The sequence below is a fragment of the Mesorhizobium loti R88b genome (genome assembly GCF_013170845.1).
Lineage (GTDB): Bacteria > Pseudomonadota > Alphaproteobacteria > Rhizobiales > Rhizobiaceae > Mesorhizobium > Mesorhizobium loti_B.
This window is the reverse complement of the sequence record NZ_CP033367.1, coordinates 5873659-5900024: the sequence shown is the minus strand read 5'-3', so window position 1 is coordinate 5900024 and position 26366 is coordinate 5873659. Positions and strand designations below refer to the sequence as shown.

The 26366-nt window shown below is 64.5% G+C and carries 26 protein-coding genes; 11 read left to right on the top strand and 15 right to left on the bottom strand.

Annotated features, from left to right (window positions below; genetic code table 11):
• Nucleotides 1-2: 2 nt before the first annotated feature.
• From EB235_RS28890 to EB235_RS28865, 6 genes are all read right to left on the bottom strand, one after another.
• Nucleotides 3-707 carry an ATP-binding cassette domain-containing protein gene (locus EB235_RS28890; protein WP_027033988.1) on the bottom strand — a complete coding sequence of 235 codons (705 nt, stop codon included), beginning with the start codon at nucleotides 705-707 and terminating at the stop codon, nucleotides 3-5.
• On the bottom strand, nucleotides 704-1690 hold the full coding sequence (locus EB235_RS28885) for a branched-chain amino acid ABC transporter permease (RefSeq protein ID WP_027033989.1): 987 nt from the start codon (nucleotides 1688-1690) through the stop codon (nucleotides 704-706). The genes EB235_RS28890 and EB235_RS28885 overlap by 4 nt, the downstream gene beginning before the upstream one ends.
• Entirely contained in the window at nucleotides 1687-2544 is an 858-nt protein-coding gene (gene urtB, locus EB235_RS28880) for an urea ABC transporter permease subunit UrtB (RefSeq protein ID WP_027033990.1), read from the bottom strand. Before urtB ends, EB235_RS28885 begins: the two co-directional genes overlap by 4 nt.
• A 4-nt stretch (nucleotides 2545-2548) precedes the next feature.
• The gene (locus tag EB235_RS28875) at nucleotides 2549-3670 is read right to left on the bottom strand and encodes a class II histone deacetylase (RefSeq protein ID WP_027033991.1); all 1122 of its coding nucleotides are present in this window, start codon (nucleotides 3668-3670) and stop codon (nucleotides 2549-2551) included.
• Nucleotides 3671-3753: 83 nt separating this feature from the next.
• Nucleotides 3754-6465 (bottom strand): LuxR C-terminal-related transcriptional regulator, encoded by a 2712-nt coding sequence (locus EB235_RS28870; RefSeq protein WP_027033992.1) that lies wholly within the window; start codon nucleotides 6463-6465, stop codon nucleotides 3754-3756.
• A complete protein-coding gene (locus EB235_RS28865; RefSeq protein ID WP_032926055.1) occupies nucleotides 6462-7109 on the bottom strand; it encodes a GNAT family N-acetyltransferase in 648 nt (215 codons plus the stop codon). The genes EB235_RS28870 and EB235_RS28865 overlap by 4 nt, the downstream gene beginning before the upstream one ends.
• Nucleotides 7110-7285: 176 nt before the next feature.
• Between EB235_RS28865 and EB235_RS28860 the strand changes: the two genes are divergently transcribed.
• Genes EB235_RS28860 through EB235_RS28845 form a run of 4 tightly spaced genes read left to right on the top strand, consistent with a single transcriptional unit; the run spans nucleotide 7286 to nucleotide 11626 of the window.
• Nucleotides 7286-8587 (top strand): ArgE/DapE family deacylase, encoded by a 1302-nt coding sequence (locus EB235_RS28860; protein ID WP_027033994.1) that lies wholly within the window; start codon nucleotides 7286-7288, stop codon nucleotides 8585-8587.
• Nucleotides 8584-9642 carry a phosphotransferase gene (locus EB235_RS28855; RefSeq protein ID WP_027033995.1) on the top strand — a complete coding sequence of 353 codons (1059 nt, stop codon included), beginning with the start codon at nucleotides 8584-8586 and terminating at the stop codon, nucleotides 9640-9642. The genes EB235_RS28860 and EB235_RS28855 overlap by 4 nt, the downstream gene beginning before the upstream one ends.
• A complete protein-coding gene (locus EB235_RS28850; RefSeq protein ID WP_027033996.1) occupies nucleotides 9643-10953 on the top strand; it encodes an aspartate aminotransferase family protein in 1311 nt (436 codons plus the stop codon).
• 16 nt (nucleotides 10954-10969) lie between these two features.
• On the top strand, nucleotides 10970-11626 hold the full coding sequence (locus EB235_RS28845) for a GntR family transcriptional regulator (protein ID WP_027033997.1): 657 nt from the start codon (nucleotides 10970-10972) through the stop codon (nucleotides 11624-11626).
• 24 nt (nucleotides 11627-11650) lie between these two features.
• Here the strand turns inward: EB235_RS28845 and EB235_RS28840 are convergent, their stop codons facing one another.
• Genes EB235_RS28840 through EB235_RS28820 form a run of 5 tightly spaced genes read right to left on the bottom strand, consistent with a single transcriptional unit; the run spans nucleotide 11651 to nucleotide 16377 of the window.
• Nucleotides 11651-12955: an NAD(P)/FAD-dependent oxidoreductase gene (locus EB235_RS28840; RefSeq protein ID WP_027033998.1), complete on the bottom strand. Its 1305-nt coding sequence runs from the start codon at nucleotides 12953-12955 to the stop codon at nucleotides 11651-11653.
• Entirely contained in the window at nucleotides 12952-13932 is a 981-nt protein-coding gene (locus EB235_RS28835; protein ID WP_027033999.1) for a branched-chain amino acid ABC transporter permease, read from the bottom strand. Before EB235_RS28835 ends, EB235_RS28840 begins: the two co-directional genes overlap by 4 nt.
• Nucleotides 13929-14837: a branched-chain amino acid ABC transporter permease gene (locus EB235_RS28830; RefSeq protein ID WP_027034000.1), complete on the bottom strand. Its 909-nt coding sequence runs from the start codon at nucleotides 14835-14837 to the stop codon at nucleotides 13929-13931. The genes EB235_RS28835 and EB235_RS28830 overlap by 4 nt, the downstream gene beginning before the upstream one ends.
• Entirely contained in the window at nucleotides 14834-15580 is a 747-nt protein-coding gene (locus EB235_RS28825) for a branched-chain amino acid ABC transporter ATP-binding protein (RefSeq protein WP_027034001.1), read from the bottom strand. The genes EB235_RS28830 and EB235_RS28825 overlap by 4 nt, the downstream gene beginning before the upstream one ends.
• On the bottom strand, nucleotides 15577-16377 hold the full coding sequence (locus tag EB235_RS28820) for an ABC transporter ATP-binding protein (protein WP_027034002.1): 801 nt from the start codon (nucleotides 16375-16377) through the stop codon (nucleotides 15577-15579). The genes EB235_RS28825 and EB235_RS28820 overlap by 4 nt, the downstream gene beginning before the upstream one ends.
• A gap of 128 nt (nucleotides 16378-16505) precedes the next feature.
• Here EB235_RS28820 and EB235_RS28815 point away from each other — a divergent pair, with 128 nt between their 5' ends.
• The 7 genes from EB235_RS28815 (at nucleotide 16506) to EB235_RS28785 (ending at nucleotide 22476) form a co-directional block, all read left to right on the top strand.
• Nucleotides 16506-17240: a GntR family transcriptional regulator gene (locus EB235_RS28815; protein WP_027034003.1), complete on the top strand. Its 735-nt coding sequence runs from the start codon at nucleotides 16506-16508 to the stop codon at nucleotides 17238-17240.
• Nucleotides 17237-17728 (top strand): DUF3830 family protein, encoded by a 492-nt coding sequence (locus EB235_RS28810; protein ID WP_027034004.1) that lies wholly within the window; start codon nucleotides 17237-17239, stop codon nucleotides 17726-17728. Before EB235_RS28815 ends, EB235_RS28810 begins: the two co-directional genes overlap by 4 nt.
• A complete protein-coding gene (locus EB235_RS28805) occupies nucleotides 17721-18074 on the top strand; it encodes a TIGR04076 family protein (protein ID WP_027034005.1) in 354 nt (117 codons plus the stop codon). Before EB235_RS28810 ends, EB235_RS28805 begins: the two co-directional genes overlap by 8 nt.
• Nucleotides 18071-19126, top strand: a complete 1056-nt coding sequence (locus tag EB235_RS28800; protein ID WP_027034006.1) for an aldo/keto reductase — start codon at nucleotides 18071-18073, stop codon at nucleotides 19124-19126. The genes EB235_RS28805 and EB235_RS28800 overlap by 4 nt, the downstream gene beginning before the upstream one ends.
• Nucleotides 19123-19551 (top strand): DUF4440 domain-containing protein, encoded by a 429-nt coding sequence (locus EB235_RS28795; RefSeq protein ID WP_027034007.1) that lies wholly within the window; start codon nucleotides 19123-19125, stop codon nucleotides 19549-19551. The genes EB235_RS28800 and EB235_RS28795 overlap by 4 nt, the downstream gene beginning before the upstream one ends.
• Nucleotides 19552-19600: 49 nt before the next feature.
• Nucleotides 19601-20860, top strand: coding sequence for an ABC transporter substrate-binding protein (locus EB235_RS28790; protein WP_027034008.1), 1260 nt, complete (start codon nucleotides 19601-19603; stop codon nucleotides 20858-20860).
• A gap of 212 nt (nucleotides 20861-21072) precedes the next feature.
• Nucleotides 21073-22476 carry an FAD-binding oxidoreductase gene (locus EB235_RS28785; RefSeq protein WP_027034009.1) on the top strand — a complete coding sequence of 468 codons (1404 nt, stop codon included), beginning with the start codon at nucleotides 21073-21075 and terminating at the stop codon, nucleotides 22474-22476.
• 15 nt (nucleotides 22477-22491) lie between these two features.
• Here EB235_RS28785 and EB235_RS28780 read toward each other — a convergent pair whose 3' ends face one another.
• The 4 genes from EB235_RS28780 to EB235_RS28765 form a co-directional block, all read right to left on the bottom strand.
• Nucleotides 22492-23292: an ABC transporter permease gene (locus EB235_RS28780; protein ID WP_027034010.1), complete on the bottom strand. Its 801-nt coding sequence runs from the start codon at nucleotides 23290-23292 to the stop codon at nucleotides 22492-22494.
• Nucleotides 23289-24161 carry an ABC transporter permease gene (locus tag EB235_RS28775; RefSeq protein ID WP_027034011.1) on the bottom strand — a complete coding sequence of 291 codons (873 nt, stop codon included), beginning with the start codon at nucleotides 24159-24161 and terminating at the stop codon, nucleotides 23289-23291. The genes EB235_RS28780 and EB235_RS28775 overlap by 4 nt, the downstream gene beginning before the upstream one ends.
• On the bottom strand, nucleotides 24158-25261 hold the full coding sequence (locus tag EB235_RS28770; RefSeq protein ID WP_027034012.1) for an ABC transporter ATP-binding protein: 1104 nt from the start codon (nucleotides 25259-25261) through the stop codon (nucleotides 24158-24160). The genes EB235_RS28775 and EB235_RS28770 overlap by 4 nt, the downstream gene beginning before the upstream one ends.
• A gap of 76 nt (nucleotides 25262-25337) precedes the next feature.
• Nucleotides 25338-26363, bottom strand: coding sequence for an ABC transporter substrate-binding protein (locus EB235_RS28765; RefSeq protein WP_027034013.1), 1026 nt, complete (start codon nucleotides 26361-26363; stop codon nucleotides 25338-25340).
• Nucleotides 26364-26366 lie beyond the last annotated feature (3 nt).

Genomic DNA, 26366 nt, shown 5'->3' with positions numbered 1-26366 from the left:
GGTCAGCGCCTCCCCAGATAGACGTCGCGGACCATTTCGTCGGTCTCGATGTCGTGGAAAGGACCGCTGCGCAGCCGGCGCCCCTGATGCAGCACCAGCGTCTCGCAGTTCAGCGCCCGCACGAAGCGGATGTCGTGTTCGACGGCGACGATCGAGAATTCGCCCTTGAGCCGCAGCAGCATCTCGGCGGTTGCCAGCGTTTCCTGCGGCGTCATGCCGGCGGTGGGCTCGTCGAGCAGCAGCAGCCTTGGCTCGATCGCCAGCGCCATGCCGATCTCCAGCAATTGCTTCTGGCCATGCGCGAGTTCGCCGGCCAGCGTGGCGGCACGACTGCCGAGCGCGACCAGTTCCAGCAACTCACGGGCCGGGCGAACCGGCGAGGGCGCCCCCCACCGCGCTACCTTCAGATTGTCCTCGACCGAGAGGCTCGGGAAGATCGACGGGATCTGGAATTTTCGCGCGATGCCGAGCCGGGCGATGCGGTGCAGCGGCAGGCCGGCTATATCGTGGCCGAGGAAGCGCACGCTGCCGCTGGTCGGGCGCAGCGTGCCGGTCAGCACATTGAGGAAAGTGCTCTTGCCGGCGCCGTTCGGCCCGATGATGCAGCAGAGTTCCTTGTCGCGCACGGTCAGGTTCAACCCTTCCAGCGCTTGCAGTCCGCCAAAGCGGATGCCGACATTTTCGGCCTGGAGCAGGACATCGCTCATAGCGCGCGCCTCCGGCCTTTGAACAGACTCTTTAGCCGCGCGTAGATCGACAGGATGCCGTCCGGCAAGACGAAGACGATGATAACGAAGACGCAGCCGAGCAGCAGCGGCCACAGGCTCGGGTTGAAGCTTGAGATCGTCTGCTGCGCGCGCTGGATGGCGATCGCGCCCAGCACCGGGCCAAGCAGCGTGCCGCGCCCGCCGACGGCCACCCAGACGATGACTTCCGTCGACAGAAGCAATCCGGAGAGGTCGGGCGCCACCAGCCCTGCCATGCAGACATAGAGCGCGCCGGCAAGCCCGGCGATGGCGGCGGACAGGACGAAGGTGACGAGCAGTCGTAGCGGCGCGTTGTGGCCGAGCGCTGCTGCCCGAACCTCATTGTCCTGGATGGCGGTCAGCACCGTGCCCCAGCGGCCACGGCTGATCGACCACAGTGCCAGCACGACCACCGCGACGATGGCGGCGACGAAGATGTAGGAGGGCATGTCCTGGCTGAGATCGACATGCGTCCCGCCGATATCGAACTCGATTGGCGGAATGCCGATCAGGCCGCTGTCGCCGCCGGTGACCGAGCTCCAGGAGACCGCGGCCTGCTGGCAGATAACACCCATGGCGAGCGTGACGATGGTGAAGTAGCTGCCACGGATGCCGCCGAAGAACAGGAAGTAGCCGATGATGGCGGCGACGAAGCCAGCCCCCGTCACCGCGCCCAAAATGCCGAGCTGGCTGCCGAAGGGGATGGCGTCGTTGAGCGTGACCAGCGCCATGATGTAGCCACCAATGCCGAAGAAGGCGGCGTGGCCGAAACACAGGATGCCGGTGCGGCCCCAGAAGAAATCGAGGCTGGCAGCGAACAGGCCGAAGATCAGCGCGTCGCGGATGACAGTCAGCTGGTAGCCGTCGGCGAAGAGCGGATAGAGAACCGCGAGCACCACGCAGACGGCGAAGATCAGCAGCCAGTTGCGGTCGCGGGCGATCATCGCGACGCTCCGTTGAACAGGCCGTTGGGCCGCAGCCGCACGGCAACGATGGCCGCGAGCAGCACGATCGCCTGCGCCAGCGATGGCGAGATCTGGTAGTTGAGCACGCTGGTCAGCCCGCCGACGAAGACGCTGCCGGCGACGAGCCCGCCGATCGAGCCGACGCCGCCGACGATGACGACAAAGAACGCGTTGGCGAGATAGTTCACGCCCATCTGCGGCAGCACGATTGCCAGCGGTGCGACCAGCCCGCCGGCAAGCCCGGCGATGGCCGCGCCGAAGGTGAAGGCGATGGCGTAGGTGCGCCGCGTGTTGATGCCGACGCTCTCGGCCATCTCGCGGTTCTGGATGACTGTGCGGATATCCAGCCCGAACGATGTCCGGCTGATTAGCAGGACGACGCCGAGCAAGGTCAGCATGGCAATGGCGATCAGGATCAGCCGATAGGCGGGATAGACGGTGAAGAAAAGGTCGAGCGTGCCCTCGATTGGTGGCGTCACCGGCTTGGCGCCGATGCCGAAGATCAGTTCCAGCCCTTGCTGCAGGATCAGGCTGACGCCCCAGGTGGCAAGCACGGTCGATACCGGCCGCGAATAGAGATGGCGGATGATGGCGAATTCCAGGATGCAGCCGACCACCGCGCCGGCGATGGGCGCGGCGGCGAGTCCCAGCCAGAACGAACCGCCGATGCTCTGGACGAAATAGACCGCGAAGGCGCCGACGGTAACGAACTCGCCATGCGCCAGGTTGGTCACGTTCATCAGGCCGAAGCTGATCGCCAGCCCAAGCCCGACCAGCATCAGGATGCTGATCAGCGTCAGCGCATTGAGGAGCGTGGTGATCAGAAAATCCATCGTGTCAGGCAGCACTGGCGAGGCGTTGACGCAGGCCGGCGAGCAGGCCCTCGGCGGCATCGATCACCGCTGCCTGATGCGGCTGCAAGTCCTGCCCGGCCCATTCGTCGATATGGTCCGACAGCGGGTCGATCACTTCGGTGCGGTGATTGGCCAGCGTCTCGATGACGGCATGGCCGCAGAATGGCACATAGCCCTCGGAATAGCCGCCTTCATGGCTCATCATCAGGCGCCCGTTCGATGTCTCGGCGGCCAGCGCCACCATGCGGGCGGCAAGGCGCCGGAAGCATTCGCTGTTCAGCATCATGCGGCCGAGCGGATCGAAGCCCGAGGCGTCGAAGCCGGACGCGACGATGACGAGGTCCGGCCTGTAGGCGCGCAAGGCAGGAGCGACGACGCGGTCGAAGGTTGCCTCATAGGCGCCGGTGCCGCTGCCGGCCGGCAGCGGAATGTTGATGTTGTAGCCTTCGCCTTCGCCCTTGCCATTGTCGGCCAGCGCGCCGCGTCCGGTCGGATAGAGATTGTCCTGGTGCAGGGAAATGGTCAGCACTGATGGGTCGGAATAAAACACCGTCTCGGTGCCGTTGCCATGATGCACGTCCCAGTCGACGATCGCTGCGCGGCCGAGCAGGCCCTCATGCTGCAGCCGGCGCACGGAGACGCCGATGTTGGAGAACAGGCAGTTGCCCATCGCCTGGTCGGGCTCGGCATGGTGCCCCGGCGGCCGCGCCAGCGCATAGGCGTTGTCGACCCGTCCGGTGAGCACCGCGCGCATCGCCGCATAGGTGGTGCCGGCGGACAATAGCGCGATATCGAAACTGTTGAGGCCGATCGGCGCCTGCGGCCCGGCGAAACCGGAGCCGCGCTCGCTGAGCATTCTGATGTCGTCGACGTGGCGCTGCGTATGCACACGCAGCAGGTCCTCCACCGAAACCGGTTCGGGAATGATTGGCACCAGATGGCGTGACAGGCCGCTGACCTGGATGAGGTTGTTAAGCCGGCGCTTCGATCCAGGTGATTCCAGGTGCCGTCCGGGTTCCACGAAACGGCCGGGAGGCATCATGTCGGCGCTGGAGCCGGTGTCATGCCACATCAGCTGTTCGTGAAAAACGTAACCTGTCGCCATAAGCTAGCGTCCCCTGAAATCCAGACGACGCTAGCAGGCTAACAATCGCATGGCCCGCCCCGAAAGGAGGGCTGTTCAGTTATCTATGCCCCTCCTTTCGGAGGGGGACGGAGGTTTGCGGCGGCCTGCGCGGCGCGCACGGCCTGCACGCGGTTCGACACCGAAAGCTTGCCGAAAATGTTCTTCAAATGCCATTTCACCGTTGTTTCGCTCACCGACAGCGCAACCGCGATATCCTTGTTGGACATGCCCTCCGACAGGCAGTGCAGCAGTTGGGATTCGCGTTGGGTGAGCTGTTCCTTCTCGGCTGGTGCGGCGGGCTTGCGCGTCGCCATGGGCATGGTCTGCGCGGCATCGATGATGCGCGTTGCATAGGCCGACAGGGCGGGATCGGTCTTTGCCTGCGCCGCCCGCAGCCGCATCAACCCGTCGACGACAGGCCTGCCCTCGTCGACGAAGGAGCGGATGAAGCCGGAGGGCTGGGCAAGACGCAGCGCTTCGAGGAGATGGCGGTCGGCCTCGCGCGGGTCATGGCCGGCATTCTTGGCGCGCAGGATCAGCGCCAGGATGTGGCGGCGCATGCGCCCGCTGCTTTTCGTTCGCTCCAGCAGCGTGTCGAAAATCGTCGCCGCCGCCGCGTAGGATTTCTCCGCCGTCAGCAGCCTGCCCTCGGCGAAGAACTCGAATTCGTTGGCGACAGTAGGGGCGGTCTCAGCGCTTTCGCGGCGATGCTCGCTCAGCAATGCGCGCGCCTCGGTGACGCGGTTCTGGTCCAGCAGCAGCCGGATGCGATCATGCACCAGCACCGAAGCGAGGCGACGGTAGACCGAGCCGCGCACGCGCTGGTAGACGCGCTCCAGCATGTCGAGTGCGGCGTCGCCGCGACCGGTCAGCTGCAGCACGCGGGCATAGGTTGGCACGCTGGCTAGGGGATAGACGATGACCGCCGCGCCCTCGATCAGTGGTCCCAGATTCTCGACCAGCGTCAGCGCCTCGCCGGACGCGTTGGTCTCGTAGGCAAGTTCGGCCAGCAGCGTCCCGGCCAGCGCCTCGGCATAGGAGTTCGCGCCGATCCGCGTCCTCGCCTCGATGATCGTGTTGCGCAGCAGCCTTTCTGCGGCGGGCAGGCGGCCGGCCGAGCGTTCGATGACGGCCATGTAGCAATTGGCGATGGTGACGCCGAGCAGGCTGCCGCTCCGCTCATGCGCCTTGCGTGCTGCGTCTGCTGCCGCGCGTGCGCCTTCGAGGTCGCCCAGCGCGTAGAGATTGTAGCCGATGACATTGGCGGTGGCACCCTCCATGAACCAGGCATCGGGGGCGATGATGCGCAGGGCGGCCAGCGCGGTATCGCGCGCGGCCTCGAACCGCTCCAGCGTGCTGTGCACGGCGGCATCGAGGACAGCGATCTCGGCTTCGATCGTGGTGCCGGTCAGCGTGCCCGGATCATTGCTATCCGTCGGCCCGGTTTCGACCAGCTTGCGCGCATTGGCCAGCGTCTGCTGTGCGATCTCGGGCTGGCTTGAGTGCACCGCCAGCCACAGCACCACGAGCTGCAGCCGGATGCGCTGGTCGACCAGTTTCCGCGGCAGCAGTGCCAGCAACTGGCGCACATAGAGCAACTGGCACTGGGCGATGAGCTCGAGCGCGTTGTTTTCGACGAACACCGCCGCACGCGCCTGGTCGCCGGCGGCGAGCGCGTGTCCGATGGCTTCGGTCAGCATCTTGCGTTCGCCGAACCATTCGGCGGCGGCCAGATGCAGCGGGGCGATCATCTCCGGCTCGCGCCGTTCCAGTTCACGGCTGAGGAAGTCGTGGAACAGATGATGGTAGCGGAACCAGCGCCGCTCCTCGTCGAGCGGCACCAGGAACAGATTACGGGTCTCGATCTCGGTGATGTCGGCCTCGGCGTCAGCCGCGCGCAAGACTGCCCGGCAGGCCTCGGCGCTGAAGCGCTCGAAGATCGAACTGTGGAGCAGGAATTTCGCCAGGTCCGGCGGCAGCTCCAGAAAGACTTCGCCCATCAGGAAATCGGCGACGTTGCGGTTGGCGCCGGTGAAATTGCCGATGACGGTTTCCGGAGCATGCGCGGCACTGAGCGACAGCGAGGCGAGTTGCAGGCCGGCGGCCCAGCCTTCGGTCCGCGAGCACAAGGTTTCCACCGTGCCGCTGCTGACGCTAAGGCCCAGCTTGTCGTTGAAGAAGGCTTCGGCTTCGGAAGAGGCGAAACGCAGATCGTCCGGACCGATCTCGAAAACGTCGCCGAGCACCCTGAGCTTGCCGAGCTGCAGGTCGGGCAGGTTGCGCGAACCAATGACGAAGGCGACGTTGGCGGGCGCCTGCCGGGTCAGGCGCTCCATGAACCGCTTCACCGCCGGCGCTTCGATGGCGTGGTAGTCGTCGAAGAACAGCGTGATGTCGGCGTCGCGCGCTGCAAGACCCGCGACAAGTGCGGCGAGCACCACATCGAGCTGCGGGATCGGGCTCGACTGGAAGGCAAGGTCGAGTTCGGCCGGGTTCTGGACGAGATGGCGCAGCGCGCCGACCAGATGCGATAGGAAGGCGCCTTCGTCATTGTCTGTCGTCTCGCAGGACAGCCATGCGGTCAGCCGGCCGAGCCGCGCGACTTCGGCGGCCCACTGCGCCATCGTCGTCGACTTGCCGAAGCCTGCAGGCGCGGCGAACAAAACGATGCGTGTGTCGACATGCCGCTCCAGCCTCGACAGGATGCTCTCGCGCCGCACCCACCGGCGATGGTGGGGTGATGCCTGGCTGGCAGGTTGCGACGATGGTCTCATCTGGCGCCGGGCACCCATTCCGTTTCGATCAACGGGATTTGCGGGGCTGCGTCGCGCGGCAGGGTTCCCTTGATCCGGGGATCTTCGGTGATTTCGAAACCGGCCGCATAAGGCTCGAACCCGCAAGCCCGGTAGAAGCCGATGACGCTGTGATGATCGATGCTGCTGGTGTGCAGCCAGATGCGGCCGGGGCCGAGGCGCCATGCCTGGTCGAGCGCGCCGGCCATCAGCCTTTTGCCAAGGCCCCGGCCGGTCAAGGAGGGAAACAGGCCGAAATAGGTGATCTCTATCTCTGTGTCGTCGGCCACGGAGAATTCGACCATGCCGACATGGTCGCCGCGTTCATCATGGCCGTAATAGACATGCTGGCGAGGGTCGGCAAAATGCGCTGACATTTCGGCATCCGACATTTCGGCGGCGCGATCCCAAAGCCAGGGAGCGCCGATCTCGAGGAAGATCGCGCGGTAGGCGGCGCTGTCGGGGTTTGTGATGCGGGTCATTGCCAGCGGTTGCGCGAGGTCAGGCACCGGGGCACGCGCTTCCATCCACGTCACCGCATTGACGATCTTGCCGGCCGGCACGCGCCGGTAGCCGGACGTGAGATCGGTGATTTCATCCGGCAATGGGCCTTCTGTGACCAGCATCTGTCCTCGATCTCTGCCGCGCAGCTTTGCCGGCATGGTGGAAGCTGATGCCAACTCTGTGCTCGCCTGCCAAGAGCTTCCCGGGTTGGGCCATGATTTTGGCCCGACCTGTCTCTTGAATTCGCGGGAAATGGCATATGAGATATGATACACCATTCACGGGAAAGCGGAATATCATGCCTGAGCGAATTGCCGACGAAGCCATTCTAAGCGCGGTCGATGACGGCTTCGCGCGGCAAGTCGCGTTCCTGGCCGACCTCGTGCGCTTTCCCTCCCAGCGTGGCGAGGAGCACGCTGCGCAATCCTTCATGGCGGCTGCCTACCAGGCCGATGGCTATGCGGTCGACATGTGGCGTGTCGATGTCGATGCGATCCGCGACCTGCCGGGGTTTTCGCCGGTGGCGGTTTCCTACGATGACGCTTTCAATGTCGTTGCCACCCACACGCCGCGAAAAGCCACCGGCCGCTCGCTGATCCTCAACGGCCATATCGATGTGGTGCCGACGGGACCGCTCGACCGCTGGGAGCGTGATCCCTACGATCCGGCGATCGAGGATGGCTGGATGCATGGCCGCGGCGCCGGCGACATGAAGGCCGGCCTGTCCGCCTGTCTCTACGCGCTGGCCGCCTTGCGCGGCCTTGGCTATCAGCCGGCCGCGAATGTTTACCTCCAGTCGGTGGTCGAGGAGGAATGCACCGGCAATGGCGCGCTCGCTTGTCTGCAGCGCGGCTACCGCGCCGATGCCGCCTTCATTCCCGAGCCGCTGGAACCGAGGCTGATGCGCGCGCAGGTCGGGCCGATCTGGTTCAGGGTCGAGGTTGACGGCGATCCGCAGCATGCGTCAGGGGCTTTCTCGGCCGGCGCCAATGCCATCGAGAAAGCCTTCGTCATCATCCAGGCCCTGAAGCAGCTCGAAATCGTCTGGAACGCGCGCAAGATCGATGATCCGCATTTTTGCAATCACCCGCACCCGATCCGCTTCAACCTCGGCAAGATCGAGGGTGGCGAGTGGACATCGAGCGTTCCGGCACGCTGTGTCTTCGAGATGCGTGTCGCCACCTATCCCGGCCAACGCCTCGAAGATGCCAGGGCCGAGCTAGAAGCCTGCATCGCCGAAGCGGCGCGCGCCGATCCGTTCCTTGCCAATCGCCCGCCCACAATGAGCTACAACGGCTTCATGGCCGAGGGCTATGTGCTGGAGGGTGCCGACGAGATGGAAGCCGTGCTGCGCCGTAGCCATACCGCCGTGTGGGGCGAGCCGCTGCAGGAGCATGTCACCTCGGCGACGACGGATGCACGCTTCTTCGGCCTCTATGCCGACACGCCGGCAATCGTCTACGGCCCGATCTGCCGCATGCCGCATGGTTATGACGAGGCCGTCGATCTCGATTCGGTGCGCAAGGTCACCCAGACCATTGCGCTGTTCATCGCCGACTGGTGCGGTCTTGAGCCCACCGATCCGGAGATGAGCTCATGAACGCAGCCGTGACTGACGGCTTCGGAGAAACGCTCGCCGAGGACGCGCCTGACGTTTCGATCGCCGACGCGTTGGCCATCTTGCGCCGGCACTACGGCCTCACCGGCAGTGCGCGCCCGTTACCCGGCGAACGCGACCACAATTTCCACATCCAGACCGACGGCGAGGGCCAGTTCGTCCTGAAGGTCTCCCACCCGGCGGAAGAAGCCGGCTTTACCGATTTCCAGAACAAGGCGCTGGACCACATCCTCGCCATCGACCCGACCTTGCCGGTCCCTTCGGTACGCAAGAGCCTTGCGGGCGAAGCGCAGTTCGCGGTCAGCGTCGGTGGATCGGCGCCGCGCATCATCCGTCTGGTCACCTATCTGCCCGGCCAGTTGCTTGCGCGATCTCCGACCTCAGCAGCGCAGGATCGCAATCTCGGCATCTTCCTCGCCCGGCTTGGCCGGGCACTGCGCGGCTTCTTCCATCCGGCCGCCGGCAGCGACCTGCTCTGGGACATCCGCAAGGTCGCCAAGACACGGCCGATGCTGGCTGACATCACTGACACCGGCCACCGGGCCATGGTCGAACGCGTCATGGACGCTTTCGAGCAGCATGCTGCGCCGGTCATCCCGACCCTGCGCGCCCAGATCGTCCACAACGACATGAATTCCTACAATGTGGTGATGGACGCCTCGCGGCCGGAAGTCGTGACCGGCATCCTCGATTTCGGCGACATGATCCATTCGCCGCTGATCTGCGATCTCGCCATCGGCGCCGTCTACCGCTGGCCGGCGCAAGGCCATCCGCTGGCCCCGGCCGCGCGCTTCGTCGCTGCCTATCAATCAGTGCAGCCTCTGGAGGTCGAAGAGATCGGCATTCTTTTCGATCTGATCCGTGCTCGCCTTGCGCTCATCGCCAACATCGCCAGCTGGCAGGCCGAGCGGTTTCCGGCCAAGCGCGACTATGTGCTGCGCCTCATCACCGAGGTCTGGGTCTCGCTCCAACGGCTGGACGGGCTCTCGTCCGATGAGGCCCGCCGCTATTTTCTCGACCATTCCAATCCGGAGTAGATGCTCTTGTCCCAGTCCTCGCCATATCCTGCAAATGCCGGCCCGACGGCATCCGAGCAAGCCCTGCTCGAGCGCCGTGCGCGGCTGCTTGGGCCGACCTATCGTGCCTTCTACCGCAACCCAATCCATCTGGTGCGCGGCAGCGGCGTCTGGCTCTACGATGCGCAGGGACGCAGATTCCTCGACGCCTACAACAATGTCGCTTCGGTCGGGCACTGCCATCCGCGCGTCGTCGAGGCCCTGTCGGGGCAGGCCGCCTCGCTCAACACGCACACGCGCTACTTGAGCGAGATCATCCTCGACTACGCGGAAAGACTGCTCGGCACCGTTCCGGCCCATCTTGGCCACGCCATGTTCACTTGCACTGGCAGCGAGGCCAACGACCTCGCCATCCGCATCGCCCAGCATTCGAGCGGCGGCACGGGCGTCATCATCACCGACTTCGCCTATCACGGCGCCACGATCGCCACGGCGCAGCTGTCGCCGGCGGCAGTTGGCGCCAAGGGTGTGCCCGCGCACCACCGGACCGTGGCAGCGCCGGACACGTTCCGCGACCATGGCCGTGCCGCGCAGGATTTCGCCAGAAATGTCGCCGCCGCCATCGAGGATATGCGCGCACAAAACATCCGTCCCGCCGCGCTGTTGCTCGACTCGGCCTTTTCCAGCGACGGCATTTTCTTCCCCGATGCGGCTGTCATGCGCGAGGCGGCGGATCATGTAAGGAAGGCTGGCGGTATCGTCATTGCCGACGAGGTCCAGTCCGGTTTCGGCCGGCTTGGCCAGGGCATGTGGGGTTTTGCCAATTATGGCATCGAGCCCGACATCGTCACCATGGGCAAGCCGATCGGCGATGGGCATCCAATGGGGGCGGTGCTCGTGCGGCCGCAGCTTGTTTCATCCTTCGGCTCGAACACCGGCTACTTCAACACATTCGGCGGCAATCCGGTCGCGGCCGCTGTCGGCATCGCCGTGCTCGACGTGATCGAAGGCGAAGGGCTGATCGAGAACGCGCGCAATGTCGGCGTCTATACGGGCGAACTCTTGGACGCGCTGCAGAGCCGGCACGGCATGGTCGGTGACGTCAGGCACAACGGCCTCTATTTCGGCGTCGAACTGACGGCGGAAGGCAACGACGGCTTGGCCGCCACCAAAACATCGGCGATTGTCGAAGCCATGCGCGAGGATGGCGTGCTGATCTCGTCCTGCGGTCCGCGCGGCAATGTCCTCAAGATCAGGCCACCGCTGCCCTTTGCCAGGGACAATGCCGAGCAACTGGCCGAGACGCTTGATGGCGCTTTGTCGAACTGGTGATCGGAGCGGGCCGCGCATGCTGAAGCTTGAACATCAAACCCTCAACGACCGCGCCTATGGCGCGCTCAAGCAGGAATTGATTTCAGGCGGTTTCAGCCCGGGCCAGACACTGGTCATCCGCAAGCTCGCCGAGACATTCGGCATCTCGACGACACCGATCCGCGAGGCGCTGCAAAGGCTGGTCGCCGAGCGGCTGCTGGAGATGCAGAACAACCGCTCGGTTATCGTGCCCTTGCTGTCGGCCGCCGCCTTCGAGGAGCTGACCCATATACGCATCGCCGTCGAAGGGCTGGCTGGCGAGATGGCCGCATCGCGGATGAGCGAAAGCGGGCTGGTCGACATCCAGGCGATGTTGGTCGGCATGCAGCACGCCGTCGAGGCAGGCGACGCCCGGGCCTACCTCACGCTGAACGAAGCCTTCCACTTCGCCATCTACCAGCATGCCGGCGCACCGATCGTTTTGAACATGATCCGCGATCTCTGGGGCCGGGTCGGTCCTTATCTCAAGCATTTGATGCGGGCTGATCGCTACATTCCGCAGTCCAACGACGCGCATCGCAGGATTGTTGCCGCGCTGGAGCAGCGCAATGGTCCTGCTGTCCGGGCCTCCCTTGAACAGGACATCACCGTGGCAGCCGCGATTCTCTCCGAAAATCTCCGCACGGCCGACTGATCCGCGCGGCGAGACGCGACCGCCCTATCTGGCCTCGTCCAGCCGGTCGCGCAGCATGCTCCATACCAGCAGCATGTTGGGCGCGTGCCGCAGCAGCGCGTGGAACGGGATCGGCGCCGGCGGCGCAAAGGGCAGCGGCAAATCACGCGCCTCGATTCCCTTTGCCCAGTCGGCCAACACCTTGCCCATCGCCGTCGTCATCGCAATGCCGCGCCCATTGCAGGCGCGGCCGGCGATGAGGCCCGGCCCGAGGTCCAGAAGGTGCGGCAGGAAATCCGGTTCGACCGCCGCCATTCCCGACCAGCTGTAGGCAAGTCGCGGGAGGTCAGGCAGATCGAGATGATGGCCAAGCCGTCGCCAGATGGTTTGCGGCACGCGCGTGTCTGCACCGGCACCCAGAATATGCATGCCGCCGCTGATCAGCCGGTTGTCGGCGTCGAAGCGGAAGGTGAAGAGATTGCGCCTGGTGTCGCCAGCGCCTTGCCCGCCGGGGAGCAGCCGCATGCGCACTTCGCGCGGCAGCGGCTCGGTCGCCATCTGGAAAACCTTCAGCGGGATATAGGTCCGCTGCAGCAGGGGATTGAGCGACCCGCCATAGGCGTTGGTGGCGATCAGCACCTTACCGGCACGCACCGAGCCCGACGGCGTTTTCAGCATCCAGCCATCAGCCTTGCGATCGACGGAGGTGACCGGTGTGCGCTCGAAAATCCCAGCGCCGGCTTTCTCCGCTGCGTTGGCCAGTCCGTTCGCGTAGGCGACCGGATTGAGCACACCACCCGAACGGTCCATCCAGCCGCCGACATAGCCGCGCATGCCCGTCAACATTTCGATTTCCTGCCGGTCCAAAACAACGGCTGGCCGGCCGCGCCGTGCCCATTGTCCGGCTCGCGATTTGACCTTCTCGAAAGCGGCAGGCGAATGCGCCGGCTGGATCCATCCGCTCTGCACGGCGTCGCAGTCGATGCCGTGCCGTTCGATAAGGCCGAAGACCAGATCGGCACTGCCGGCGGCAAAATCGATCAGCCTCTCGCCGCGCTCTTGGCCGAGATGCGCAAAGATGTTGTCCGGGTCCATCTTGGCAAAGTTCGGCACGACGAATCCGGCATTCCTGCCGGTCGCGCCCCAGGCGACGATTTCCGCCTCGAGAACGACGACGCGAAGCCCTCTCTCGGCCGCGTGCAGGGCGGTTGAAAGACCGGAGAAGCCGCCGCCGACAATCGCAAGGTCTGCGTCGAGCTGGCCTTGCAATGCCGGCCTGTCGAGGCGGTTGCGGCTGACGGCGCGCCAGAGTGAGGCGCTATGCGCCTCCTGGCGGATTGCAGCGGTCATGAGCCGGAACTGGTCTTGGTTACGACCGCCTTCGCCCGCTTGCCGAAGCGGCGCTGTGCCCTGTCGCCGAACAATCCGTTCGGCCTGATCAGTAGGATGACGCAGAGCATGACGCCGATGGCGACGATCTGCAGCGAGGCGGCGCGTGCCTGTTGCTCGGGCGCAAACAGCACACTGGTCAGCGTGCCCGATCCGGCCCATATGCCCCACACCAGAATGCTGCCGACGACGGCACCGAGATTGCTGCCCGAGCCACCGACGATCAGCATCACCCAGATCTGGAAGGTCAGGATCGGCAGGTAATTGTCGGGCGCGATGAAGCCGGTGAAATGCGCCTGCAATGCCCCGGCCAGCGCCATGATGGCGCCACCGACGGCAAAAGCCTGGACGCGGTAGAAGCGCGCGCTCTTGCCGAGTGAGATCGCCGCGCGCTCATCCTCGCGAAGAGCTTTCAACACGCGCCCCCAGGGGCTGCGCGACAGATGCGCCAGCGCGAGATAGACGATCAGCGTGACGCCCGAAACGACCGCAAGGTTCGACAGGTTGAACAGCAGCGGCGTCTCGGCAAGGCTGCCGAAGGGGCGCGGGATGAAGCCAATGCCGAACGGACCGCCGGTCAGTTTCTGCGCATTGAGCGCGACGAGTTGCACGACCACGGCGACGCCGAAGGTGGTGATCGCGAGATAGTCGGACCTGAGCCGCAGCGTTGCCATGCCGGTCAGCGCTGCCGCGATGCCGCCGACGACCATGGCGCCCAGCCAGCCGACCAGGATCGGCAGGCCGAAGCCACCGAGCCGCGCCGCATCGTCCGGCGTGGTCAGCAGCGCCGACGTATAGGCGCCGATGGCGACGAAGCCGGCGAGGCCTACATTGAACAGGCCGGTCAGCCCCCACTGCAGATTGAGCCCCAGCGTGACCAGTGAAAAGATCAGCGCTGTAGTCAGGAAGAAGGCGCCGTAGCCGAGCAGGTCCATCAGCGTTCCCCCACACCAAACAGGCCGATCGGCCGCACGAACAGCACCGCCATCAGGATGATAAAGGAGACGGCGGCGCGCCATTCGGCGCCGATCAGCTGCACCGCGCCGGCTTCGGCGAGCCCGATGATCAGGCCGCCGAGCACCGCGCCCGGAATGCTGCCGATGCCGCCGAGAATGGCGGCTGCAAACATCGGCAGCAGCATGTCGAAGCCCATGAACGGGCGAATCTGCACCAGAATGCCGATCATCACGCCGGCGACGCAGGCCAGCGCCCCGCCAATGACCCAGGTGACGCGCACCACGCTGGCGACGTCGATGCCGACAATGCGGGCCAGTGCCGCATTCTGGCTCAGCGCCTGCATGGAGCGCCCGGTCTGCGTGCGTGTCATCAACAGATGGACGCCGAGCACCAGCACGGCGGTCAGCAGCAGAAGTGCGATCTGGTCGGGGGTGATGCGGATGCCGAAGCCGACCGGCATGGCGATCTGGATCGCCCGGCTAAAATAGGTCGGCCGCGAGGTGAAGGTGAATTCGAGCAGGCTGCGCAGCGCCATCGAGGCGCCGAAGCTCGCCATCACCACGATGATCGCTTGCCCCTGCGAGCGCAGCCGCGAAAACAGCACTCTGTCAAGCAGCAACGCCAGCAAGGCTGTGAAGGCCATGCCGGCGACCAGCGCAACCAACAGCGGCCAGCCAAAAGACAGCGGACCAATGGGCGCCACCTTGCCGAATGTCGCGCCAATGGCGCTGACGACGGCGAGCGTCGCATAGGTGCCCCAGGCCATGAAGTCGCCATGGGCGAAGTTGGAAAAGCGCAGGATCGAATAGGTCAGCGTCACGCCGATGGCGCCAAGCCCGATCATGGAGCCGGTCAGCAATCCGTCGACGACAAATTGCAGGCTCATGCCGCACCTCCTTCGGCCTTGAGCGGCCGCTGGCCGAGATAGAGTTCGGCCACCACCGGGTCGTTCCAGAGTTCGGAGGCAACGCCCTCGTGCCGGTCCTTGCCCTCGACCAGCACATAGGCGCAGTCTCCGATGGCCAGTGCCGCCTTGGCGTTCTGTTCGACCAGAAGGATGGTGACGCCGGACTTGCGGATGCCGGCCAGCATCTCGAACACCATCGAGACGAATTTTGGCGACAGGCCGGCCGACGGTTCGTCGAGCACCAGCACCTTGGGATGGACAATCAGGGCGCGTGCGACAGCCAGCATCTGCCGCTGCCCACCCGACAGGTTGCCGGCGGCGGTGCGGCGTTGGCGAACGAGATCGGGGAAGGCGGCATACATTTCCTCGATTCGGGCGGGGATCTCGCGCCGCTCGAGGATACCGCAGGCAACCTTGAGATTGTCCTCGACCGACATCAGCGGAAAGATGTTTTCCGTCTGCGGCACGAAGGCAAGGCCGAGCCGAACCATGGTGTGGGCGGGTGCGGCGGTGATGTCCTTGCCGTCGAGAAACACCGTGCCGCCGGTGATCGGGACGAGACCGGCGATTGCCTTGATGAAGCTTGACTTGCCGGCGCCGTTGGGGCCGAGGACGACGACTATCTCGCCCTTGCGCACGGTAATCGAGGCGCCGCGCACAATCGGTACGCCTGGTTCGTAGCCGGCTTCGAGATCGCGGACATCGAGGACGGTCTCGCTCATGCGGTGCCTCCGAGATAGGCCTCGATGACGCGCGGATCGCGGGCGACTTCTTCCGCCGTGCCTTCGCTGAGCAGCTGCCCGCTCGCCATGACCAGCACGCGATGGCAGAGCCGCGTCACCATGTCGATATTGTGCTCGATCAAAAGGAAGGTGATGCCGCGTGCGTTGATGTCGCGGATGCGGTCGATGATGACTTCAAGCAGCGTCGCGTTGACGCCGGCCGCCGGTTCGTCGAGCAGGATAATCGCCGGGTCCGCCATCATGACGCGGGCGAGTTCGAGCAGCTTGCGCTGGCCGCCGGAAAGCACGCGCGCCGGCTCTTGCGCGAGGTGGGTGAGGGTGACGAGTTCCAGAAGGTCGAGTGCCTTCGCCCTGGCTGCCCTTTCTTGTGCTGTCACCCGCCACGGCGTGACGAAATTGGCGAGCAGTCTTTCGCCGGCCTGGCCCTGTGCCGCCAGCATGATGTTTTCGATCAGCGTCAGGTTCGGTAGCGGGCGCGGGATCTGAAAGGTGCGGCCGAGGCCCCGACCGATGCGCAGATGCGCGGCTTCACCGGAGACGCGCGTGCCGTTGAGCAGGATATCGCCGCTTGTTGGCAATATGCTGCCGGCGAGCAGGTCGAACATGGTCGTCTTGCCGGCGCCATTGGGTCCGATCAGGCCGAGGATTTCGCCCGCTTTGACATCGAACGAGACATCATTGACGGCGACAAGACCGCCGAACCGCCTGACGACATGGCTTGCCGTCAGAACCGGTGCCCGGGTCTCCTGCCCTTGGCGCTCCGCTGCCTCGCTCATCAAACCCTCTGGCCGAAGACGATCGTCGCCGCCTCCTGATTTTTGATTTGTGATCACACTTGCTTTGATCACGCTATTCGGCTTTAATTTCATCCGCAAGCCGAAAACGGGCCAAGACCGGGACTGCCATGCAAAAGGCTGCCATCGAGCGAAACAATGAAACGATCGCAGCCCAGCTTACGCCGGTCGGCCGCGAGACCGTGCAGGATCGCGTCTATTCTGAGTTGCGCCGGGCCTTGATCGGCGGCCTGTTCGAACCGAACCAGGTGCTGACCATCCGTGGCCTTGCCGATGCACTGGTCACCTCGACCATGCCGGTGCGCGAAGCGCTGGGGCGGCTGATCACGGAAAAGGCGCTGGAGGCGCTGCCCAACCGCTCGGTGCGCGTGCCGCCGATCACACTGGAACGCATCGACGACCTTCTGCGCGCCCGCTCCCTCATCGAAGGCGAAGCGATTGCGCTTGCCGCCACGCGCATGAGCCCGCGCCAGATTGCTTCGATTGAAGCCATGCTGGGCGAGTGGGACGAGATGCGGGCGCTGAAGCACAAGAAGGATATCGACCGCGAAGCGACGCTCAACCAGAGCTTCCATTTCGAGATCTACCGCTGCTGCGGGTCGGCCGTGCTGATCCCGATGATCGAGAGCCTGTGGCTGCAATCGGGACCTTGCATCCGCGTCGCCATCTACGCCTTTTCCGAAGCCGGCGAGGTCGACACCGCGCACTATCACCGCAGCATCGTCGCGGCTCTAGCCAAACAGGACGCGCAAGCGGCGCGCGAAGCGCTGGTGGCCGATATCAGCCGGCCTTTTGCTTTCCTGCGCGACAAGCTGCAATCGGCTGCCACGAAAGATCAGACATGATTTCCATTGGGATCACCGAGCCACGCTCGAAGCTTTCCGTGACAGCCCTGCTGCTGCCCGAGAAGGCGCCGGAAAACGCGGCGTTTCTCCAGGCGTATCTCGCCACGCCACGCGTCGTTCCGGGCATTCATGCGATGTGGACAGGCCCGGAAATTTCTTGTCCGGTTCCATCGGCTGATCTCGAGGGCCAGGCCTATGCCAAGCCCTTGCCGGCGGAGAACGCGACATTGACGCCGCAGCCGGGTGACATCGTGCTGTCCTACGTGCCGCCGCGTATGTGGGGCGGCAATCCCACCGCCATCTTCGATATCGGTCTCTATTACGGGCAGGGGGCGCGCCTGCTGTTCCCGATCGGTTGGCTGGCCGGTAGCGTCGTGGCGCAGGTGCGGGCCGATCAGCGCGACCAGTTCGCCGCCGCATGCGGGATCATCCGCCGCAACGGCGCCTGCGACATGACTTTCAGCCTGGTGGAGGCCTCGAATGGCTGACGACAGTTTCGATCTTTTCGACCTTCGCGTCGAGGCGGTTATCCCCGAGGGCAAGCCCATCTATTGCGGCGCCAAATCAGGCGACTATTTCGAACTCAAGGGCGAGATGCTGTCGATGCCGGCGGGGCAGAGTTTTTCGATCTATTCGCTTGCCTCCGTATTGCCGTTTCTCGCGGCAAAGCAGCGCCCGACCGACAGGAATGACTGGATGACCTCGGACGCCGAGATCGCCTGTCCCGATCCCAATTGCGCCAGCCGGCTCCGCATCGTCAGGCTGGCCAAGCGGCGGTTCAGCCATGCCGAAACCACGGCCGTGCCGCTGCCGAAGGAGAATGACCAGACATGAGCGCCAAGACCTTCGAACTCGGTCCCGGCTACACCATCTCGCGCGTCATTCGCGGCGGCTGGCAACTCGCAGGTGGGCACGGCGCCATCGATCGCGGCCAAGCGGTGGCCGACCTGATCGCCACCTTCGATGCTGGCATCTGGACCTATGATTGCGCCGACATCTATACCGGCGTCGAGGAGCTGATCGGCGCCGCGCGCCTGCGGCTGGCCAGCGAGCGCGGCCTCGATGTCGCCGCCAGGATGAAGGTGCACACCAAGCTGGTGCCCGACCTCGAACGGCTGGCCGGCATCAGCCGCGACTACATCAGGGGCATCGTCGACCAGTCGCTGCGCAGGCTTAAGACCGAGCGGATCGATCTCGTGCAGTTCCACTGGTGGGATTATGACCAGCCTCGTTACGTCGACGCGATGGGCTGGCTCAACGAGCTTCGGCTGGAGGGCAAGGTGCGCAATCTCGGCACCACCAATTTCGACACGCCGCGGCTCGCCGAAATCCTCGCCGCCGGCATTCCGCTGGTCAGCCAGCAACTGCAATATTCGGTGCTCGACCAGCGGCCCGCGAATAGCCTTGCTGACCTTGCAAAGCAGAATGGCGTCAGCTTCCTCTGCTATGGTTCGGTCGCCGGCGGCTTCCTCAGCGACAAATGGCTTGGCGTGGCCGAACCCGCGACGCCGCTCGAAAACCGCTCGCTGGTCAAATACAAGCTGATCATCGATGATTTCGGCGGCTGGGACCTGTTCCAGCAATTGCTTCGGGCCTTGAAATCCGTTGGCGACCGGCATGGCGTCGACATCGCCACCATCGCCAGTGCCTGGGTGCTGGAGCAGCGCCAAGTGGCGGCGGTCATCGTCGGTGCCCGCAACCAGGCGCATGCGCTGGCCAATGCCAAAATCATGGATGTCGTACTCGACGCCGACGACCGGTCGCGAATTGCCGCCGTCATTGCGCAAGGGACCGGGCTCGACGGCGATGTCTACACGCTGGAGCGCGACCGCCATGGCCGCCATGGTTCGATCATGCATTACAACCTCAATGCGGGGAAGAAATGAGCGGCAGACCCTCCCTGTTTTCGCGTGCCAGCGCCGAGGTCGTCGACCTGCATCGCTTCTTCGTCGACTGGTTTGTCCCTGCGCGTGCCGACACGGTGGATTTCGACCGCTTCGAGCATGTCATGGGCGAAGACCTCGGCATGGTCACGCCGGACGGCATTGTGCTCGATCGGGCTGAGGTCGTCGACCATGTCCGCTCAAGCCGGGCCTCCTGCGATGACAGCTTTACCATCTCGATCGAGGACATCCGCCCCGGTTGGCAAAGCGCCGACACGATCGTCGTCTTCTACGTCGAGGCACAGCTGCGCGGCGGCAAGCATAGCCGCCGCCAGTCAAGCGCCGTCTTTACCACCAGTTCATCGGCGCCCAACGGCGTCGAATGGCGGCATCTGCATGAAACCTGGCTGCGGGTGCCGGAACGCTGAACAGGCTCCAGAGATCAAATTAGAGTCGAGTAACGAAAGGGGAACAACAATGACAAAGACGATACTCCAACTCACCACCGCGCTCGCGCTCGTCACGATGGCGGGTGCCGCACAAGCTGCCGACTGCAAGATCACCGTCGGCCTCGTCATGGAACTGACCGGTCCGGCCGGCGAATACGGCCAGGCCGGCGCCAAGTCGGTCGAAATGGCTTTTCGCGACATCAACGCCGCCGGCGGCGTGCGTGGCTGCGATCTGGCGACCGACACGCGCGACAGCCAGAGCCAGGGCAACATAGCGGTCGATGCCGCCACCCAGCTGGTCCAGGTCAAGAAGGTGCCGGTCATCATAGGCGGCATTATCTCTTCGGTCTCGATCCCGATCCTGACTTCGGTGACCGCACCGGCCAAGATCGTCCAGGTGTCGCCGGCTTCCTCCTCGCCGACGCTGACGGCGCTCGGCCGCGACGGCAAGACCAACGGCATCTTCTTCCGCACCATCACGTCGGATGCGCTGCAGGGCGTGGCTGCCGCCAAATACGCCATCGACAAGGGCTTCAAGAAGCTGTCGATCATCCACGTCAACAACGACTTCGGCGTCAACATGGTCGCCGAATTCTCACGCGCCTACAAAGCGCTCGGCGGCACCATCGTCTCCGACACGCCCTACAATGAGAAACAGTCGAGCTATGCCTCCGAGGTCACGGCGGCGATGGCGGGCGAACCGGACGGGCTCTATCTCGTCAGCACGCCGGTCGACGGCGCAACGGTTGCCCGCACCTGGATTTCGCAGGGCGGCGTGCAGAAATTCCTGCTCAATGACGGCATGAACAGCCCTGATTTCATCGAGTCTGTCGGCGCCGATTATCTGAAGGAGGCCTATGGCACCTCGTCGGGCACCAGCCCGACGGCTTCGACCGACTATTTCATGAAGAACTACAAGGAATTCTCCGGCATCGAGCCGTCCAATCCGGCGGCCGACCGTTCCTATGATGCCGGCGCCATCGTTGGTCTGGCCATCGCCATTGCCGGCTCCGAGGATCCGGCCAAGATCAAGGACGCGATGTACAAGGCGGTCGATCCGGCCGGCACGCCGATCTTCGCCGGCAAGGAGGAGTTCGCCAAGGCGCTCGGCCTGATCAAGGACGGCAAGCCGATCCGCTATGAAGGTGTCATCGGCCCGGTCGCCTTCGACAAATATGGCGACATCACCGGTCCGTTCCGGCTGTGGAAGATCGTCGACGGCAAGGTGACCACCGACGGTGAAATGACCACCGACGACGTCAACGCGCTGCAGGCCAAGCTTCAGTAGACTGACACAGTGTGTCCGGCATCGATCGCATCGCATCGCGATTGGTGCCGGCATCGCCTTGAGGCAGGCCGATATCGCTTGCACGGCAGGCGATCCCGAATAGGATCGACCGGCTGCAATGGAAGGATGGCGCGCGTGTCGGACAGGAATACGCATCGGGCCGTCCGGTCGCTGGACGCAGACGCGTCTCGCCACGCAGGCGTCTGAGCCCGATGTCGCCCGAAACGCAACGACTTCTCTCCGCTCTTGGCGATAGGCTGGGCGCGGGCGGCGTGCTTGCCGGCGCCGATGTCGACCAGCGCTATCGCGATGCTCTTGACGGCAAGCCTGGCGTGCTGCCGGAAGTGGTGCTGCGTCCGCGCGATACTGTTGGTGTCGCGGCAGCACTCGCCGGGTGCAACGCTCTCGGCCAGCCGGTCGTCGTCCAGGGTGGACGCACCGGACTGGCCGGTGGCGCACGCGTCCAGCCGGGCGAGATCGTGCTGTCGCTGGAGCGCATGACCGGCCTTGCCGCACCGGATAGCCAGGCCGCCAGCATCGTCGCCGAAGCGGGTGCAACGCTGCAGGCGGTGCAGGAGGCCGCCGACGGCGCCGGGCTGATGTTCGGTGTCGATATCGGCGCGCGGGGTTCGGCAACGGTCGGCGGCAACATCGCCACCAATGCCGGCGGCATCCGCGTGCTGCGCTACGGCATGTACCGGGCGCAGGTGCTGGGGCTGGAGGCCGTGCTTGCCGATGGCAGCGTGCTGTCCTCGCTGAGGGGCCTGCCCAAGGACAATTCCGGCTACGACCTCAGCCAGCTCTTCATCGGCGCGGAAGGCACCCTTGGCGTCGTCACCCGCGCCGCGCTCAGGCTGTATCCCAAGCCCGCGTCCGAGGTGAACGCCTTTTGCGCGCTCGCTTCGCTCGATGCGGCGATCGCGCTGCTTGGGCTGCTGCGGCAAAAGCTCGGGCCATTGCTATCAGCCTACGAGGTCAACTTCGCGCCGCTCTATGACATCATGGTTGGCAGCATGGCCATGCCGGCGCCGTTGCCGGCCGGCTCGCCCGTCTATGTCTTAGCCGAAATCCAGGGCAGTGAGCCCGAGCGCGACAGCGAACGCTTCGCCGAAGTTCTGATGCAGGCGGTCGAGGACGGCGTGGTCGACGATGTCGTCGTCTCGCAATCACCGCGCGAATTCCGCGCGCTTTGGGACGTGCGCGAGGACGCCAACCGTGTCCTGTTTTCGATCAAAGGCCTGATCGGCGTCGACATCAGCATCCCGCTGTCGCGCATGGGCGCGTTCCTGCAAGAGGCGGACGCAGCCATCCACGCCGTCGATCCCGGCGCCGACATTTATGTCTTCGGCCATCTCGGCGACGGCAATCTGCACTACCAGGTCCTGTCCGCGGATCCGGCGGCGGCCTACGGCATCGTCTATCGCGGTGTCGCGGCGGCGGGCGGCGGCGTGTCGGCCGAACATGGCATCGGCCTCGACAAGAAGCAGTGGTTGCACCTGGTGCGCAGCGACGCCGAAATCGCCACGATGCGGCGGCTGAAGACAGCGCTTGACCCGAAGGACATCCTCAACCGCGGACGGGTCTTCGATCTCGATCCAACGGCCCCCGCGCGATGACGGGCGCTCGAGAGCTCAGGTCCGTTCCGTCGCCATTTGCCTGGGGATCAGGAAACGGGCGGCGAGCACGCAGAGCAGCACGGTGAACATCAGGATCAGCGCCACCAGCGCATTGATGTCGGGCGAGAAGCCAAGCCGCATCATCGCCCACAACCTGACCGGCAGCGTGCTTTGCGTGCCGGTGACCAGGATGGTGATCATGGTTTCGTCGAATGACAGCGCGAAGGCCAGGATGGCGCCGCCGACCATGGCGCTCGACAGGTTAGGCAGGATGATGCGCCAGAAGGTCTGCCAGCCGGTGGCGCCGAGATCGTAGGACGCTTCGACCAGCGTGCGGCTCATCGACTGCAGCCGCATCAGCACCGTGCGATAAACGATCGCCAGCACGAAGACAGTGTGGCCGATGACGACCGTCAGCAGCGAGCGCTCAAGATGGATTTCGCGAAAGAAGATCAGCAGCGCCAGGCCGCTGATGATCGGCGGCATCAGGAATGGCAGGAAGATGATGAACTGCAGGATCGAGCGTCCGGAGCGGCGGCCGTGATAGTAGAGCGCCAGCAGCGTTCCGCTGACCACGGAGAGGACGACTGTGCAGACGCCGACGATCAGCGTGGTGCGCAAGGCGGTCAGGATGTCGTGGTTTTCGGCCAGCGCCACATAGGTCGAAAGCGTCGGTGACGACCAGTCGACATTGCCATGCGAGATGGTGAAGAACGACGACACGATCGGCACGAACAGCGGGCTGTAGAGCAGCACCGCGACCAGCGTCGTGATCGCGGCCAGGAAGATGGTCGAGGGCCGGGGCAGGGCGCTCATAACGACGTCCCCCGGTTGCGTCCGAAGCGTTCGCCGATGAGGATGGCGCAGATCACCACGATCGCCAACGCCACCGAGAGTGCGGCGCCGAATGGCCAGTTATAGGCTGTGCCGAACTGGCTGTAGAGGATGCGGCCGAAGGTGAAGCCGCTGATACCGCCGACCATCTGCGGCGTCAGGAAGTCGCCGATCGCCAGCACGAAGACGAAGCTCGCGGCCGAGGCGACGCCGGGCAGGCTGAGCGGCAAGGTGATGCGCAAGAAGGTCTGCCAGCCGCTGGCGCCAAGGTCATCGGAAGCGCGCAGCAAGGTTTGCGGGATGCGCTCCAGCGACAGGAAGATCGGCAGGATGGCGAAGGGGATCAAAAGCAGGCTCAGCGTCAACAGGATGGCGTTCATGTTGAAGACGAAAAGCGTCGATGGCTGATCCAGGATGCCGACCGCCACCAGCGCCTTGTTGAGGAAGCCGTTGAGGCCGAGGATGCTGCGGATGGCGTAGATCTTGATGACATAGCTCATCAGCAGCGGCACCAGCAGCAGCATCAGCAAAGCATAGCGCCAGCGCCCTTTCAGCGTCGTCAGGAAATAGGCGGCGGGATAGGCGAGCAGGATGCAGATGACGGCCACCGACACACACAGCACGATGGTATTCCAGAACACCGGCAGGAAGATCGGGTCGGTGAAGAACCTGACATAGTTGCCGAGCGTCGGCGCGTAGATGATCGTGCCCTGGTCGACGCTGAAGAAGCTGTAGACGAGGAAGATCGCCAGCGGCACGAGGACGAAGATCACCGGCAGCGCGAAGGCCAGCACCGTGACCAGCAGCGACAAACGCCTTTCCGCGGGATGGGTCGAGCCGGCCGCGCTCATGCCAGCACCAGATGGCCTTCATGCGGTGCAAAGCAAAGCGAGACCGTTTCGCCTGACTTGAGCGCACTGCCGTCGATACGGCTCGGCATGCGTAGCCGCAGCCGCTGCGCGGCATTGTCCGCCCCCGCTGTGATCGTGGCAACGGTCGACGAGCCTGCAAAGGCCAGATCGGCGATGGTACCGGAAAAGCGGTTGCCGTCGTCTTTGGCATCCGCAAGATGCAAGGCCTCGGGACGGAACGCCGCGAAGGCGCTGGCGCCGTCTGGTGCGGTCTTCAGATGCGGCTGGTCGCTGATCGAGCAGACCAGGCGCCCAAGTGCGGTCTCAATCGATCGCTGTTCGCCCTGGATCGGGCCGAGCTTTCCGGCGACCAGATTGTTCTCGCCGAAGAAGCGCGCCACGAACTCGCAATTCGGCTTGTAGTAGAGGTCGTGCGGCGTACCGAGCTGGCGGATATGGCCGGCCTGCATGACGCAGATCCGGTCGGCCATGCCGATCGCTTCTTCCTGGTCGTGGGTGACGAACAGGAAGGTTGTCTTGATTTCACGCTGGATGGATTTCAGGAACTCCTGCATCTGCCGGCGCAGTTCCAGGTCGAGTGCGGCGAGCGGCTCGTCGAGCAGGATCAGGCGCGGCTGGCAGATCAGCGCGCGCGCCAGCGCAACGCGCTGGCGCTGGCCGCCGGAGAGCTGCGCCGGGAAGCGGTCGGTGAAACGCCCGAGCTGCACCAGTTCCAGCGCTTCCGCGACGCGGCGCGCGATCTCCTTGCGCTTGATATGGCGAACCGAAAGCCCATAGCCGACATTGCCGGAAACAGTCATGTGCGGGAACAGCGCATAGTCCTGGAAGACGGTGTTGAACGGCCGCTTGTTGATCGGCATGCGGCTGATGTCCTGGCCGTCCAGGCGGATGTCGCCCGCTGTCAGCGGCTCCAGCCCGCCGATCAGCCGCAACACCGTGGTCTTGCCGGAGCCCGACGGTCCAAGCACGGTCAGGAACTCACCGTCCTTGATCGACAGGTCGATGTCGTGCAGCACGGGAACCGTGCCGTAGGATTTCGAGACGGACCGCAGCGTCAGCAGGTCGGTGTTCTGGTTCATAGACTATTCTCGCATACGCTGCGGCGGTCCGGAATGTCCGGACCGGCGGGTCCTTCGAAGTCAGATACGGAAAGGATCAGGGCGTCGCCTTGATCTCGTTCCACAGATCCGAACGCTTGAGCGGGTCTTCGACATTGTTGAGCCAGACCAGCTTGTCATTGCCGCCGGCGCTGCTCGACTCGACCACTGTGTTGCCGAAGCCGGTGCGCTCGGAAAGCTCGCCGCCGATCTTCTTGGTCAGCATGAAGTCAATCCATTTCTCGGCCGCCGCATTGTCGCGGACGCCCTTGGAGATCACCCAATTGTCGAGCCAGGCCAGCGCGCCTTCGCTTGGATTGACGTAGGCGACATGGGCGCCGATCTTCTGCAGCGCCTTCACCTGCTGCTGGCCGTAATTGGCCCAGATCAGCGCAACATCATTGTTCTGGTAGATCTGCTGCGCCTCGTCGGCGGTGGTGTAGAAGCTCAGCACATTGCGCTTGAGTTCGACCAACTTGGCCTTCACCGCCGCCATCTGCTCGGCGTTGAGGTTGAAGGGATCCTTGTAGCCGAGGGTCAGCGCGGTGAACGAGAAATTATGCTCGCCATTGTCGTAGGCCAGGATCTTGCCCTTGTAGGCCGGATCCCACAGCACCGACATCGAGGTCGGCGCCGGCTTGACCTTGTCGGTGTCGTAGATCAGGCCGATGGAATCGAAGCAGAACGGGATGCCGTAGACCTTGCCGTCCTTGGTGTCGCCGCTGACCTGCGACAGATCGCGGAAACGCGGCAGCACGTCCTTCTGGTTGGTCAGCTTGCTGACGTCGATCGGCGACACGAGGTCGGCCTTGATGTAGCGCTGCAGCTGGGCGGTGTTGACAGCGAAGACGTCAAAATCCTGGCCTTCACTGCCCTTGATCTTGGCCCAGATCTCGTCGTCGCTGCCGATGAAGACGACATCGACGCCGATGCCGGTGGCGGCGGTGAAATCCTTGACCCAGTCCGGGTCGGCATAGCCGTCCCAGGCGAGCACGCGAAGGTTCGCGGCCAGTGCCGCCGACGTCATCAGGCCGATGCCGAGCCCGATGGTCGCTAGTCTTAGAAAGGCTTTCTTCAGTCCCATTTT